Raw genomic sequence first — 15,607 nt, 5'->3', positions numbered from 1 at the left:
CGTTAGCAGGTGATTGAACAGATGGGACGAAAAAAACAGTCCCGCGTGACGCTGCAGGAGGTTGCAAAACACGCGGGTGTGTCGAGGGCTACAGCTTCCCTTGTTGTTCGGGGCAGCCCAAATATTTCAAAAGAAACAAGAGAAAAAGTGTTAAAATCGATAAAAGAGTTGGGGTATATATATGATCGTGTTGCAGCGAATTTACGATCCCACCAATCTTCAACAGTTGGTTTGATTATAACAGAGATCGGCAACCCCTTTTTCTCGGAATTATTGGTGGGCGTTCACGAAGCTTTAGATAAAGAAGGATATACCGTAATATTAGGAACGACGTTTGATTCCCCTGATAAACAAGATGCGCTGCTTGCGACAATGCTTGAATATCGTGTCGGCGGGGTAATTATGAGCCCTGTCCCAGGCAGTTCACCAGATATGGTAGAACGGTTAAAGCAATGGGGGATTCCTGTTATTTTAGTAGCGAGAAAAATGCTGTCAGAAGAGCCGTTTGATTATGTCGGAATCGATAATGTTGCAGGCGGACGGATAGCGGCTGAACATTTAATCGAACAAGGCCACCGCCGCATCGCTTTTTTGGGCGGTTTTTCTAATTCATCAGTATGGACAGACCGGAAAAAAGGATTTTGTGAAGCGATTGAACAAGCCGGGCTGGAAATGGATGAATCGCTGTTTGTCCAATCTCCCGCAACTAGGCAAGGGGGAATAGAGGCGATTAAGCGAGTTATGCAGCATCCTCAGCCTCCAACCGGGGTTTTTTGCTATAATGATGTTGTTGCATCTGGTGTTATGCTCGGATTAAAAGAACAAGGCATTGTTCCAGGCAAAGATGTGGCTGTGGTTGGTTTTGATAATATTCCGGAGTCAGCGGTATTCAGCCCTTCTTTAACAACCATTGCAGCTTTTCCTGATCGGCTCGGTGCAAAAGCTGCTGATCTCTTGCATCGGAGAATGAAAGGTGATGAAGAAGAGGCAAAAAAACTGATTTTACAGCCTGAGCTTGTAGTGCGGGAGTCAAGCTGACACACCATGATGAAGAAATCTAGGGAAGTGGATGCGTTATGAAGGAACATGTAGAAATCCCTCTTCGGGAAAAAAATATTGTTTTAATTGGATTTATGGGAGTCGGCAAAACGACTATTGGCCAGTTGGTCGCGAAAAAGCTGTACCGAGATTTCATTGATGTGGATCAGGAGATTGAAAAAAAGCAAAATATGCCCATCTCATTAATTTTTCAAAAATTTGGCGAAGATTATTTCCGAAAAATCGAAAAGGAGTATATTGTTGATATTTGCACGAACACACGCTTGAAGGTTGTATCTTTAGGAGGGGGAGCCTATTTACAAGAAGAGGTCCGCAATGCTTGTTTATCAAACTGCATCGTCTTTTTGCTGGATTTATCTTGGGACAGCTGGAAGGATCGAATGCCGCTTTTAGTCGAGAACCGCCCTCTTTTAAAGGAAAAATCAATGGAGGAAATTGAAGAATTGTTTATAAAACGGCAAAATGCATACTCTCTCCATAACTCAAAAGTATCGACCAATAATCTTGATCCTGAAACAGTAGCAGATGAAATTGTAAATTCGGTGAAATTAACGTGGAGCATCTATGAACCGAACCAATAATATGAGATTATCCCTTTAAATGAATAGTTTGCAAGATTAGATTAGGGAAAGGGATTTAAAAACATGAATGTAGAAAACTTATTGTCTCCTTATCTTCAACTGGCTGATGCTGTCATTGTGACAGATAAAGATCATGTTGTCGTCACTGTTAACGATGCGTATGAACAAATAACGGGATATAAAAAGGATTTCATTGTCGGCAGAAGAGCAGGTGTCATTAAATCTCATTTGACCCCGGAGCAAACTTATGCTTCGATGAAAAAAGCATTATCGGAAAAAAAGCCTTGGTCCGGTGTTTTTGTGAATCGTAAGAAATCCGGAGAATTATGGCACTCATCTATAACAATAACTCCTATTCTAATAGAAGATGAACTGTTTTTTGTAGGAATTTTTCGGGAATTGGAGCAGCTGGACAGCGGAGCATACGTTCCGCAGGAGCAAATAGAAGAAACAAAAAAATCAATATTGGAAGTGCTGGCGATTTCTTGTGAAATTCAAGATCCAAGCATTGAGGATCATTTGATCAACGTTCGAAAACTAACTGAAAAGCTCATTTATGCTCACAACAGCTATCATAATCTTAATTTATCAGAAGAATATATGAGAAATGTTGCTTATTCCAGCATTTTGCATGATATAGGAAAAGCTGGCATACCTGAAGGAATTTTATATAAACCAGGACCACTAACAAAATATGAACGCTTAATCATGGAGACGCATCCGTTAATAGGCTTTGACATTTTGAAAAAAATAACAAGCAAACTGAAAGATAACTTTTTAAGGCAAAGCTATAAAGTGGCCGAAAATATTATTCTCTTTCACCATGAAAAATGGAATGGAACGGGATATCCGAAAAACTTGAAAGGAGCAGAAATTCCTTTAGAAGCTAGAATTGTTGCGGTTGTCGATGTGTTTGAAGCTTTAACGAGCAGCCGGCCATATAAAGTTGCTTGGCCGATTGAAAAAGCGTTGAATTTTTTAGTGGAGCATCAAAATACGCATTTTGATCCAGATGTAGTGGCCTCATTCTTGACAATTAAGGATTTTTAAACAGAAGGAAATTTTAGTTGAAGATTAACTAAAATTTCCTTCTTTTTTTGAAAATTTTTTATTGTGTTTTTTGTGTAATTGTGTATAATAAATCGTCGTGAAATAAACAATTTTCGATAAATATATTAATTTTTTTTGACAAAAAGTTTACTAGTATTAAACAAATGAGGTTGTTATGATGAAAATTGGGAGGAAAATTCGAAATTTGCGGATAAAAAAAGGTCTGACGCAAGAAGAGCTAAGCGAACGAACCGATTTGTCTAAAGGATACATTTCCCAATTGGAAAGAGATTTAAGCTCTCCCTCATTGGAAACGTTTCTGAATATATTGGATGTGCTGGGATGCAATCCAAAAGATTTTTTCGATGATGAGGATGCCGAGCAAAAAGTAGTTTACGGCAAAGAAGAACGAAAAGTATTTATTGACCAAGAGAGAGGATATAAGGTTGAATGGATTGTTCCTGAATCAAATGAAAAAGAAATGGAGCCGATTCTTTTAACGTTGTTTGAAAAAGGAGAGTTTAAAGTTTTTGAACCATCCTTATCTGAAACGTTTGCCTATGTTCTGAAAGGAACGATAAAAGTTCGGATCGGAACAAAAAAGTATGTGGCAAAGGAAGGAGAATCCATTTATTATCATGCATCCGATGAGCATCAAATTGTCAATGAGGCAGAAAGCATGTCGCAAGTAATTTTAGTGGCAACTGAATCTTATTTATAATTCTTGATGCGGTTGGAGGAATCGTTCATGAACAATAAAACAATTATTCGTTTTGAACAAGTGACAAAAAAATATGATGATGATTTGCCAGTATTGGATAATGTAAGTTTTGAAATCGAACGCGGAAAATTTTACACGTTGCTTGGACCTTCAGGATGCGGAAAAACAACCATTCTCCGTCTAATTGCGGGATTTACGGAACCGACCAGCGGCACGATTTATTTTAACGGAAAAAATATTAACCATGTAACGCCGAACAAACGTCAAGTCAATACAGTGTTTCAAGATTATGCCCTTTTTCCGCATCTGAATGTGTTTGAAAATGTTGCCTTTGGCCTTAGAATTAAAAAAATGAAAAAGGATATCATCGAACAAAAAGTAAAAGATGCCCTTCGTTTTGTAAACTTATCTGGCTATGAACAACGGAACATTCAGGAGATGTCAGGAGGACAGCGGCAGCGGGTCGCCATTGCGAGAGCGATAGTCAATGAACCGGAAGTGCTTCTGTTAGACGAACCGTTGTCAGCTCTTGATTTAAAGCTGCGCACGGAAATGCAGTACGAGCTGCGGGAGCTTCAGCGCCGGCTCGGCATTACATTTATTTTTGTCACACACGACCAAGAGGAAGCTCTTGCAATGTCTGATGAAATCTTTGTTTTAAATAAGGGGAAAATTCAGCAAAGCGGAACGCCGAAAGATATTTATGATGAACCTGTTAACCGCTTTGTGGCAGACTTTATCGGAGAATCGAATATTGTCGCAGGAAAAATGATTCAAGATTATCTTGTTGAATTTGTCGGAAAGCAGTTTGAATGTGTTGATAAAGGCTTTGCTCCGAACGAGGACGTAGAAGTGGTAATTCGACCGGAGGACTTGGAAATAACAACACCTGAAAAAGGAAAGCTGAAGGTTTATGTGGATTCCCAGCTGTTTAGAGGAGTTCATTATGAAATTTGCTGTTATGATAAGGATGGCAACGAGTGGCTTGTTCATTCTACAAAAAAGGCAGAAGTCGGCGATGAAATTGGTCTTTATTTTGAACCGGAAGCAATACACGTTATGCGTTTAGAAGAAAATTCTCGTATTGGTGTTGCCGATGAAAAGTAATATTCGCGCATTATACTTCTTACCATATGTGTTATGGATCTTACTATTTGTTGTCGTTCCGATTCTGCTTATCATTTATTATTCGTTTTTTAACATTGAAGGAACATTTTCTTTTGAAAACTACGAGAAATTTTTCACGCCGGTCTATTTGAAAATGGCGTTAAGCTCATTTTGGTATGCGTTTTTAATTACAGCCTTTTCGCTATTGATCGCTTATCCGACAGCTCTTTTATTAACGAAAACAAAACATAAGCAGCTTTGGCTTTTGTTAATCATTTTGCCGATGTGGATCAATTTGCTGTTAAAAGCATACGCCTTTCTCGGCATTTTTGGAACCTATGGAATAGCCAATCATTTTTTGGAATTAATGGGTGTCGGTGCTAAACAAATATTATTTACAGATTTCAGCTTTGTGTTTGTTTCTGTCTATATTTTCGTTCCATTTATGATTTTGCCGATTTTTAATGCTTTAGAAAAATTAAATCCAACGCTTGTAGATGCAGCTAAGGATCTTGGAGCATCCCCTTGGATTACGTTCCGCCGGGTCATTTTTCCGCTGACGCTGGACGGCGTTAAATCCGGATGCCAAGCAGTGTTTATTCCTGCATTATCGTTATTTATGATTACCCGCTTGATTGCAGGAAACCGGGTAATTACGCTTGGCACAGCAATAGAGCAGCATTTCCTAGTTACTCAAAACTGGGGAATGGGAGCAACCATTGCGGTCTTTTTAATTCTTGCAATGGTGATCATCATGTTTTTAACAGGAAATCGGAAGTGAGGGATGAAAAATGAACAGAAAATGGAAGGTTTCAAATATATATTTAATCATCGTATTTTTCATCTTATACGCTCCGATTTTCTACCTTATTTATTACTCGTTTAACAGCGGCGGAAAAATGCATCATTTTGAAAATTTTACGTTGGACTGGTATAAAGAAGTCCTGCAGGATGTGCGTCTATTGATTATTGTACTGAATACGATTGTAATTGCTTTGCTTTCTGCGGCGATTTCAACGATCATCGGCGTTTTCGGTGCGCTCGCCATTTACTCCGTCAAAACAAGACGGGTGAAAAATACATTGCTTTCGTTAAATAATGTTCTATTAGTCAGTCCTGATGTCATCATCGGAGCTTCCTTTTTAATTTTGTTTACCATTGTCGGCATTCAGCTTGGTTTTATTTCTGTTTTGCTGTCTCATATCGCCTTTAGTGTGCCGATTGTCGTATTGATGGTATTGCCAAAGCTTCAGGAAATGAGCCCGACATTAATCGATGCGGCAAGAGATTTAGGGGCGAGCCAGTGGAATGTCATAACAAAAGTAGTAATTCCCTACATTACCCCTGGGATTTTTGCTGGATTTTTTATGGCTTTAACCTATTCTTTGGACGATTTCGCCGTTACATTCTTTGTTACTGGAAATGGTTTTTCCACTTTATCTGTTGAAATATATTCAATGGCTCGACAAGGCATTTCCCTTACCATTAATGCTTTGTCAACACTCATTTTCCTTTTAACGATTTTGCTTGTGATCGGCTATTATTTCATCACGCTGCGCTATAATCGTCCGGGAAGATTGGGGGAACGGAAATGAAAAAAATTGTGCAGATGTTTGCGATAGTATTTATCGCTTCGTTTGCCATCCTGTTTTTTATTGCGAGACTGAATGCATCTGAAGGCTACTCCGGTGATAATACCCTTACGATTTACAACTGGGGAGAATATATTGATCCGGAATTGATCGACCGTTTTGAAAAAGAAACAGGTATAAAAGTGATTTACCAAACATTTGATTCAAATGAAGCGATGATGACAAAAATTTCCCAAGGAGGAACAACATTTGATATTGCCGTCCCTTCTGAGTATGCCATTAGCAAAATGAAGGAAGAAGGTCTTCTTATTCCGATTGATCATTCGAAAATTCCTAATTTAAAATATATCAACCCCCGTTTTCTAAATTTATCGTTTGATCCTGGGAATAAATATTCCATTCCATATTTTTGGGGAACGGTCGGCATTTTGTATAATCCGGAAGCTCTCGGGGGAAAAAAGATCGACAGCTGGAATGATTTATGGGATAAAGATATGAAAAATCAAATACTTCTTGTCGACGGCGCCCGAGAGGTAATCGGAATGGGGTTGAACAGTCTTGGTTACTCGTTGAATGATACGAACAAAGACCATTTGCTAGAAGCGAAAAAGAAACTGGATAAACTGACTCCAAACGTGAAGGCGATCGTTGGAGATGAAATCAAAATGCTGATGGCAAACGAAGAAGCAGGTGCCGCTCTCGTCTGGTCGGGAGATGCTGCAGATATCATGTGGGAAAATGAGAAGCTAGATTACGTGGTGCCGAAAGAAGGCTCTAATCTTTGGTTTGATAATATGGTTATTCCGAAAACGGCCAAAAACATAGAAGGCGCTCATAAATTTATCAACTTTATGCTAGACCCGAAAGTGGCTGCGCAAAATGCTGAATATGTCGGCTACTCTACTCCAAATGAAAAGGCGCTTGAATACTTGCCGAAAGAGATTTCTGAAGATGAGCGGTTTTACCCGTCCCCTGAATTAACGGATAAATTGGAAGTGTATGAAAACCTAGGGAAACGAATGCTTTCCTATTATAATGATTTATTTTTAGAATTTAAAATGCACTCGAAATAAAAGGAAACCATCGCCATCCTCAATTTGGGAGGCGATGGTTTTTTAATGATTTTTGCGAAATCTGATCTTTGAAGCAAGAACGGGCTGTTGTTGGAACATATACGGCATAAGCTACCCTTATGTACTGTAAAAATGGATGCATAGTAGATCTAATGGTATTTTGAAGGGCAGCTGTTTGCAGCATAGAAAAAATGCGCATATGGGCTTTTAAAATCGAAAACAAGAATCGGCACTTTGCCGGTTTCTGCTCATCGCGCTCACCTTTAAAAGAGTGTGGTTATGAACATTTCCTTAGCTGCTGCCGCATCCTCCGCCGCAGCTGCTTCCGCAATTTGAACTGGAGCATCCTGAAGAAGAGCATCCGGAACCCCCTGAATGATCATTGGAATCGCTGAGTGCAGCCCCGCATGCATAAACAGAACCTCCGCTTGCCCCTGCATCCTTATTCAAAAGCTGCGACATTTTTTCTGTATAACTGTCCTGCTCGTACAGCGATAAAAATACCATAGCCGGCAGCAGCATCGAGTACGTATCGTCTGTTTTTATTTCCTTGCGGAGCGATTTGTTTTGCCGTTTCATTTCTTCTGCTTTTTCAATATCGTTTTTCAGCTGTTCAAGCAGCTTTGTTTGTAATGGCTTGATCGGGTCAAACGAACGAAAATATTTATCAAACAGTTTTTCGTCACTAGCTGAGCGAACTTCTTCCAAAAGTGTTTTGCTTAGCGGATTTTTTAAAAAGCCTCCCCACAGCTTCGTGCTGTTTGGATAGATTTCAAATAAGTGCAAATACATCCAATCAAAAAGGGCTCTTTCGTGAGGAATCGGTGTCCGTTCCACATTAGGGCTGTGATGCAGAAATGATCCAAAAAATTTTTTTGAAAAATTTTCGTATTCTTTCGTAAACATAATCATTTCATGCCATATTTCATCCACTTCATCGCTGAACATTGGAACTGATTTTAAAATTCCTGCCAACAAAAAATATCTTTTTAATTCAAATAGGCGCCAGTTAAAGTCCGTTTCGGTCCAACTAGGATGATTTGCTAACACTCTTTTCTTTACTTTTTCCATATATTCTGAGTTTAGAGAGTCTTCCAAACGAGAGATAATTGGCAGCCCTTCTGGAATGCGGCAGGCTAATTCTGCCGGGACAGCCTCTTGAACAAGCTTTAATGATCTTTTTTTCTTCGTTTTATTGATATTGACAACGATGAACATAATGAAAATACCAATGATCAATCCTACTAAAAGCTCAGTCATAATATCCCTCCACAACACTATATATATCTTAATTATACTATTGGAATAGGAAATTTATAGAAACGATTTTCGTGAAACTCGAATATTGTATAATTTCAAAAATATCGTAAAATGGAAAGAGCAAAAAATTCCTATTTTTTAATCATATAGAAAGGTTTTGGCGATGAACGTTCAAAAAATAAATATAGCAGGGAAAAAAGATCATATTATTTTTTTAACAGTTATCTTTTGCTTTTGGTTTTCCATTTATATTTATGTTCCAATCTTTGGGGTTTATTTAGAATATTTGCAGTTTGACTATTCACTTGTTGGCATTATTTTTGGCAGTTACGGCATCACCCAGATTTTGATTCGTTTGCCTCTTGGAGTTTTATCAGACTATTTAGGGCAAATGAGAAAAGGAATGCTTATAGCTGGTTTTTTTATGGCGTTTGCCAGCGGAATCCTGTTTCTTTTCTTTCAATCATTTATCCCGATTTTTATTGCAAGACTTCTTTCAGGAATTACCGCGTCGATGTGGGTAATGGCTACTACATTATACGCTCAATATTTTACGGAAAGTCAATCTTCCAAAGCGATGGGAATTCTCCAGTTTATGACGGTCGTTTCCCAATTTATTAGCATGGCGATCAGCGGGAAAATTGTAGAGTGGTTCGGCTGGGAAATGCCGTTTCTCATTGGGACCGTCATGGCTTTGATTGGTCTTATTCTTTCATTTCGCATTAAAGAAATCGGCGATAAGGTGAATCTTATTGATTTCAAATATATGAGTCAATTAAAATATGTTCTCGGCATCAAGCCGCTTTGGGGCATCTCAGCATTATCGCTTGCCGGACACGGAATTTTGTTTATGACGATTTTTGGATTTACACCGGTTTATGTCTCGAAAATCGGATTTAGTGAGTCCGTGTTTTTTTGGGTCGTCACTTCCTTTTTTATTCCGCATGCAGCTGCATCATTGCTGCTTGCCTATTTTCCTGTTCGAAAGCAAAAACAACTGCTTTTGCTTTCATTTATTTTAAGCGGATTATTTCATCTTCTGTTGCCGTTGTCAAATTCGATTCTATGGATTTGCTTCATGCATATTTTCATAGGGTTTTGGCTTGGTTTTATTTTTCCGCTGCTGCTTGCGATGGTTATTCAAAGCTGTCAAGAAGCATATCGGACGACCGCAATGGGCTTTTATCAATCATTTTATGCAATCGGCATTTTCACTGGTCCGATGTTAGCGGGCTTTATTGCAGATCACATCGGTTTTTATGAAGTGTTTCTTGCAACAGGCCTGCTTGCCTTTGCAGCTGCTTTTCTGTCTTTATTCATTCCAAGCTCCCGCATGGAAAGGAAAGCGGAGCGAATCTCTTCGTAAAGAGATAAAGTGGAATACGAACATTTTTCATATTAGCGTTGAATCCTATATTGCTTGGGAATATGAAATGACATCTTGTCATAAATGAAAATGGCTGGCTGTTTTTGCACGGAGAGATCAACGGTCTTTTTCATCTATGTATGTTGTTTTTTCAGTTTCCATTCGATAGCTTCCATAAGAACCTCTCAATTTGTAGCGGCTGAGCTATATTTGCTCAGCCGTTTTTTTCTGCCAATTTTTTTTTAAACAACAACTTTTCAAAGAAAATAAACAGAACAACATGAAAAAAATAGTGGCTAATTGATAATAAACGAGGTTCATTGATTGATAGATCAACGGTTTCAAACTCCTTTATTAAAATTATTATAATTTACTATTGATTTTTAATTAAAATATGTTATCATATAGTTGTAATGATTAGAGAAATATTATTTTAAATTATGAGGTGATCGGTAAATGGGAGAGAATAAAAAGCTTACGACGAGCTGGGGTGCTCCTGTAGGGGACAATCAAAATTCGATGACAGCAGGCCATCGAGGTCCGACATTAATTCAAGACGTACATCTTCTGGAAAAACTAGCCCATTTTAATAGAGAAAGAGTTCCTGAACGAGTTGTTCACGCAAAAGGTGCCGGTGCTCACGGATACTTTGAAGTGACAAATGATATGTCAAAATATACGAAAGCGAAAGTCTTCAACGGAGTAGGCAAGCGAACACCAGTATTTGTAAGATTCTCAACTGTTGCAGGTGAGCTTGGCTCCGCTGATACGGTCCGCGATCCGCGCGGTTTTGCCGTTAAGTTTTACACAGAAGAAGGAAACTATGACATCGTAGGAAACAACACGCCGATTTTCTTCATTCGCGATGCGATTAAATTCCCTGATTTTATCCACACACAAAAACGCGATCCAAAAACACATTTGAAAAATCCTACTGCCGTATGGGATTTTTGGTCTCTATCGCCTGAATCATTGCACCAAGTAACTTATTTGATGGGAGATCGCGGAATTCCGGCAACATACCGTCATATGAATGGTTATGGAAGCCATACATTTAAATGGACAAACGAAGACGGGGAAAGCGTCTGGATCAAATATCATTTCAAAACTGACCAAGGTATAAAAAACCTTGATACGAAAACAGCTGTAAAAATTGCCGGAGAAAATCCGGATTATCATACAGAGGATTTATTCAATGCGATTGAAAACGGAGACTATCCTTCTTGGACGCTTTATGTGCAAATCATGCCGCTTGAAGATGCCAACACATACAGATGGGATCCATTTGACGTGACAAAAGTATGGTCTCACAAAGATTATCCATTAATTGAAGTAGGAAAATTAGTATTAAATAAAAACCCTGAAAACTATTTTGCAGAAGTTGAGCAAGCTGCATTCTCACCGGGAAACCTAGTTCCAGGAGTCGATGTATCGCCGGACAAAATGCTGCATGGTCGTCTCTTTGCATATCATGATGCACATCGCTACCGCATCGGGGCAAACTATAACTCACTTCCAATCAACCGTCCGCGGGTTGAAGTGAACAACTATCAACGCGATGGATTTATGCGCTTTGACTCAAATGGCGGAGGCTCTGTATATTATGAACCAAACAGCTTCGGCGGTCCAAAAGAAACACCTGAAGCAAAACAAGCATCATACCCAGTATCAGGTGTTGCGGAAAACGTTCCTTATGACCATGATGACCATTATACTCAAGCGGGCGACTTATACCGTCTCATGAGTGAAGATGAAAGAGCACGCCTTATTGAAAATATTGTAAATTCAATGAAGCCAGTTAAGCTGGAGGAAATAAAACTCCGCCAAATCGGCCACTTCTACAAAGCAGATCCTGAATATGGAACCCGCGTTGCAGAAGGTCTTGGTTTGCAAGTGCCTGAAGAAGTAAAAAAAGGTTAATAAATATTTCATAGCTGGACGATCTCGGAAGGTTCAAACGAACTTTTCGGGGTCGTCTTAATTTTTGTCACTTTCGAAAAAATATTTGGAATTACAACCTGCTTGCTTGTGAATGCGTCAGCTTTCAAACAATAGTTGGAATTACCACACGTCCCATAAAAACATATAATTGCCTTCTTTAATAGGGAAAAGTAAAAATAGTTAAAAAATTTTATATAAAGTTGTATGATGGAAAATATAAATAGTTTCGTTCATCTTTTTGGAGGCTATGCTTATGAAAGAAGTGGCGTCTTTCTTAAAACCGTACCGCCTGGCGGTTGTTATTGCTCTTGCTCTCATGTTAACCGAGCTGACAGTGGAGCTTGTCCAGCCTTTGTTTATGGCAAAAATTGTAGATGATGGAATTTTGAAAAGGGATTTATCAGCTGTCGTCCATTGGGGGTTGGTGATGGTTGGTGTATCGGCTCTTGCCTTTGCAGCAGGCATCATTAATTCATTTTTTGCGGCGCATGTCAGCCAGAGCTTTGGATTTGATATTAGAAAAGTTCTTTTTGGGAAAATTCAATCCTTTTCATTTGCGAACTATAATCAATTTTCCAATTCATCTTTCATTACAAGGATGACAAATGATGTCTCCCAAGTGCAAAACACAATTTTTATGGGACTTCGGATTATGCTGCGTGCTCCATTGTTGGTGATCGGCGGCGCGGTTATGGCTCTAGCAGTAAATTTTACCTTATCCTTCATTCTCATCGTCATTCTTCCGTGCCTGATCTTTTTTCTTTTATGGGTGATGAAAAGAGCAGGATCGATGTTTCGAATCGTGCAAGAAAAGCTGGATACGGTGAATAAAGTCATACAGGAAAACTTGACGAATATGCGCTTAATCAAAGCTTTTTTGCGAAATGACTATGAAGTTAATCGCTTTCAGCAGGCGAACAAAGATTTAAAAGACCAAACAATTTCCGTGCTCCGCTTTATGGAAATTATGCAGCCTGTCTTGCTTTTTGTAATGAATGTAAGCATTTTAATTATTTTATGGGCGGCTCATGCTGGACCAAGTGAGGTAAAAGTAGGTGAAGTCGTTGCGATCGTCAATTATTCAACGAGGATCATTTCTGTTTTATCTATGCTGTCTTTTATTGTCTCTGGTTTTTCAAGGGCAAAAGCCTCCAGCTTAAGGATTTCGGAGGTGCTTCAAACAGAAGTAAAATTGACTGATGAGCTTGCCGAATCAAGTCATCAAATAAAAGAGGGAAAAATTGAATTTCGATCGGTGTCCTTTGCATACCCGGATTCAGCCGTTAAGGTGCTTGATGATGTGTCGTTTACGGTAAATGCTGGAGAAACTATGGCGGTGATGGGGGCTACCGGCTCCGGCAAATCGACTCTTTTCAATTTAATTCCGCGATTATATGACTTAGAAAAAGGAGCCGTTTATATTGACGGTTTCGATATACGTACGATCAAGCTTGAGCATTTAAGAAGGTCAATTGGGATGGTTCCGCAAGAATCGCTGTTATTCACTGGAACGGTAAAAGATAATATTTTATGGGGAAAAGAAGATGCTACTATGGAAGAAATCATTGCTGCTGCAAAGGATGCCCAAATACATGATACGATTTTAAAGCTCCCTCATGGATATGATACCCTTATCAGCCAAAAAGGCGTGAATCTTTCCGGAGGGCAAAAGCAGCGAATTTCGATTGCCAGAGCGCTTGTCCGAAAGCCAAAAATATTGCTGCTTGATGACAGCACGAGTGCTTTAGACTTAAAGACGGAAAGAAAACTGCTTCAAGCATTGATGAAATATCCATGTACGACCTTGATCATTACGCAAAAAATTTTAACAGCGATGGCGGCTGATCAAATTTTGCTACTAGAAAACGGAAAGGTGCTTGCGAAAGGAAGGCATGATGAATTAATACGCAGCGTTCCACTTTACCAAAAAATCTATGAATCACAATATGGAAAGGATGGCATCCGTCATGCTCAAAAGTCTTATTGAACCTTTCCGATATGAAAAACTAAAGCTGACAAATGAGTCAAAAGTGAAGAAAAGCTCTTCAAAAGTTAAAGACTGGAAAGGAACATTAAAAAGAATTTGGGGATATATGTCAGATCAAAAGGTTTTGTTTTTTTTCGTTTTGCTCATGGTTTTTATTAGCACAGTTTTAACAATCCTTGGGCCTTTTTTAGTAGGGAAAGGGATCGACATTTATATTGTAGAAAAAAGCGGAAATCACTTTTTCTTTTTTTTCGTCGTTCATGTTTTAATCTATGCATTGCATTCCCTTTCCATTTGGCTGCAAAACATATGGATGATCAAAGTGGCGCAAAATACTGTGTATAAAATAAGATCCGATCTATTTCGCCAGTTTCATCTTCTTCCCATTTCTTTTTTTGATCAGAAAAAAACGGGAGAGCTGATGAGCCGAATGACCAATGATGTTGAAAACGTCAGCTCGACATTAAACAGCTCAGTGATTCAAATCTCATCCAGTGTTCTTACATTAATTGGTGTTGTTTCTGTTATGTTATGGATGAGCCCTTTTTTAACAATCATCACCTTAATAGTTGTTCCTTTATTGGTTGTAGGTATGAAATGGATTACCCGGCGGACTGGACAATTGTTTAAAGAGCAGCAGCGAAGTTTAGGAGAACTGAATGGATACATTGAAGAAACCATCACTGGTCAGCGAATTGTCAAAACTTTTTCACAAGAGAACCGGGTTATGCATGAGTTTTTAGAAAAAAATGAAAGGCTGCGGAGATCTTCATTTTGGGCTCAGACGATTTCCGGTTTTATCCCAAAGCTTATGCACGTATTAAACAATTTAAGTTTTACATTGATTGCAGGGTTCGGTGGAATCTTTGCTCTAAAAGGGTGGATAACCATCGGAACGATTGTTGTTTTTGCGGAGTACGCCAGGCAGTTTACACGGCCTTTAAATGATCTTGCCAATCAATTTAATACATTATTATCTGCGGTTGCCGGTGCAGAGCGGGTATTTGATTTGCTCGATGAGCAGGCAGAGGAAGCTGATTTTGGAGAATATGTACAATCCGCAAATATAAAAGGGGACATTGTGTTTGATCGAGTATCTTTTTCATACGGGGAAGAGAGCCAAACGATAAAAAATATTAGCTTTCATGTTTCTACGGGAGAAACAGTTGCTCTTGTCGGTGCCACCGGCGCCGGAAAAACAACGATCATCAATTTACTGGCACGCTTTTATGAAGTAAAAGAAGGGAGAATTTTGATAGATGGAATGGATATTTCCAAATTAAGACGGAGTGAACTTCGTCAAGCAATGGGGTTTGTATTGCAGGATCCTTTTTTGTTTCACACGACAATTCGTGAAAATATCCGATACGGAAGATTAGATGCAACAGATGAGGAAGTGGAGGAAGCGGCAAAGCTAGCAAATGCTCATTCATTTATTAAAAACCTACCTGATCAATATGATACAATCATTAACGAAGGTGGAACGAGCATCAGTCAAGGTCAAAAACAACTTCTTTCAATTGCGAGGGCGATTTTAAAAAATCCGTCCATTTTATTGCTGGATGAAGCGACAAGCAGCATTGACACTGTAACAGAATTAAAGATTCAAGAAGCGCTGGAGAGGCTGATGAAGGGGAGAACAAGCTTTGTGATCGCTCATCGGCTCAATACAATTAAAAAAGCAGATCAAATATTTGTTATCCAGGATGGTCGCATTGTGGAAAAAGGATCTCATGATGAATTGCTGGAAAAAGAGGGGTTTTATTTTGATTTAGTCACAAACCAGCTAAAACCGCAATTAAAAACGAAAGACATGTTGTCAGAAATAAAGGATCATATATAATGAATATAATCACTTTACTTTGTTAAA

13 protein-coding genes are annotated in these 15,607 nt (G+C 38.9%); 12 read left to right on the top strand and 1 reads right to left on the bottom strand.

The window, feature by feature from the left end:
* Window positions 1-21 precede the first annotated feature (21 nt).
* The 8 genes from NSQ44_RS15995 (at window position 22) to NSQ44_RS15960 (ending at window position 7,183) form a co-directional block, all read left to right on the top strand.
* Entirely contained in the window at window positions 22-1,038 is a 1,017-nt protein-coding gene (locus tag NSQ44_RS15995) for a LacI family DNA-binding transcriptional regulator (RefSeq protein WP_066250028.1), read from the top strand.
* Between the two features lie 38 nt (window positions 1,039-1,076).
* A complete protein-coding gene (locus NSQ44_RS15990; protein ID WP_130157446.1) occupies window positions 1,077-1,640 on the top strand; it encodes a shikimate kinase in 564 nt (187 codons plus the stop codon).
* A gap of 63 nt (window positions 1,641-1,703) precedes the next feature.
* The gene (locus NSQ44_RS15985; RefSeq protein WP_340857636.1) at window positions 1,704-2,690 is read left to right on the top strand and encodes an HD domain-containing phosphohydrolase; all 987 of its coding nucleotides are present in this window, start codon (window positions 1,704-1,706) and stop codon (window positions 2,688-2,690) included.
* Window positions 2,691-2,868: 178 nt separating this feature from the next.
* Complete coding sequence (locus tag NSQ44_RS15980; RefSeq protein WP_066250024.1) at window positions 2,869-3,411, top strand: helix-turn-helix domain-containing protein; 543 nt, start codon at window positions 2,869-2,871, stop codon at window positions 3,409-3,411.
* A gap of 27 nt (window positions 3,412-3,438) precedes the next feature.
* The gene (locus NSQ44_RS15975; protein ID WP_063386811.1) at window positions 3,439-4,518 is read left to right on the top strand and encodes an ABC transporter ATP-binding protein; all 1,080 of its coding nucleotides are present in this window, start codon (window positions 3,439-3,441) and stop codon (window positions 4,516-4,518) included.
* On the top strand, window positions 4,508-5,299 hold the full coding sequence (locus tag NSQ44_RS15970; protein WP_130157448.1) for an ABC transporter permease: 792 nt from the start codon (window positions 4,508-4,510) through the stop codon (window positions 5,297-5,299). Before NSQ44_RS15975 ends, NSQ44_RS15970 begins: the two co-directional genes overlap by 11 nt.
* A gap of 10 nt (window positions 5,300-5,309) precedes the next feature.
* Entirely contained in the window at window positions 5,310-6,113 is an 804-nt protein-coding gene (locus NSQ44_RS15965; protein WP_094244438.1) for an ABC transporter permease, read from the top strand.
* A 14-nt stretch (window positions 6,114-6,127) separates the two neighbouring features.
* Window positions 6,128-7,183 carry an ABC transporter substrate-binding protein gene (locus NSQ44_RS15960; RefSeq protein ID WP_395994391.1) on the top strand — a complete coding sequence of 352 codons (1,056 nt, stop codon included), beginning with the start codon at window positions 6,128-6,130 and terminating at the stop codon, window positions 7,181-7,183.
* A gap of 291 nt (window positions 7,184-7,474) precedes the next feature.
* On the opposite strand, the gene NSQ44_RS15955 is transcribed toward NSQ44_RS15960, so the two are convergent.
* Window positions 7,475-8,443: a hypothetical protein gene (locus NSQ44_RS15955; RefSeq protein ID WP_340857634.1), complete on the bottom strand. Its 969-nt coding sequence runs from the start codon at window positions 8,441-8,443 to the stop codon at window positions 7,475-7,477.
* Window positions 8,444-8,606: 163 nt separating this feature from the next.
* Here NSQ44_RS15955 and NSQ44_RS15950 point away from each other — a divergent pair, with 163 nt between their 5' ends.
* The 4 genes from NSQ44_RS15950 (at window position 8,607) to NSQ44_RS15935 (ending at window position 15,580) form a co-directional block, all read left to right on the top strand.
* Window positions 8,607-9,809, top strand: coding sequence for an MFS transporter (locus NSQ44_RS15950; protein ID WP_340857633.1), 1,203 nt, complete (start codon window positions 8,607-8,609; stop codon window positions 9,807-9,809).
* A 456-nt stretch (window positions 9,810-10,265) separates the two neighbouring features.
* A complete protein-coding gene (gene katA, locus NSQ44_RS15945) occupies window positions 10,266-11,729 on the top strand; it encodes a catalase KatA (RefSeq protein ID WP_340857631.1) in 1,464 nt (487 codons plus the stop codon).
* Window positions 11,730-12,003: 274 nt separating this feature from the next.
* Window positions 12,004-13,737, top strand: a complete 1,734-nt coding sequence (locus NSQ44_RS15940) for an ABC transporter ATP-binding protein (protein WP_340857628.1) — start codon at window positions 12,004-12,006, stop codon at window positions 13,735-13,737.
* Window positions 13,718-15,580 carry an ABC transporter ATP-binding protein gene (locus tag NSQ44_RS15935; protein ID WP_340857625.1) on the top strand — a complete coding sequence of 621 codons (1,863 nt, stop codon included), beginning with the start codon at window positions 13,718-13,720 and terminating at the stop codon, window positions 15,578-15,580. Before NSQ44_RS15940 ends, NSQ44_RS15935 begins: the two co-directional genes overlap by 20 nt.
* Window positions 15,581-15,607 lie beyond the last annotated feature (27 nt).

The sequence above is a fragment of the Aeribacillus sp. FSL M8-0254 genome (assembly GCF_038008845.1).
GTDB classification, from domain to species: domain Bacteria; phylum Bacillota; class Bacilli; order Bacillales; family Aeribacillaceae; genus Aeribacillus; species Aeribacillus composti.
Note: the sequence above shows the minus strand (reverse complement) of the source record. Positions and strands in the feature narration are given on the sequence as shown.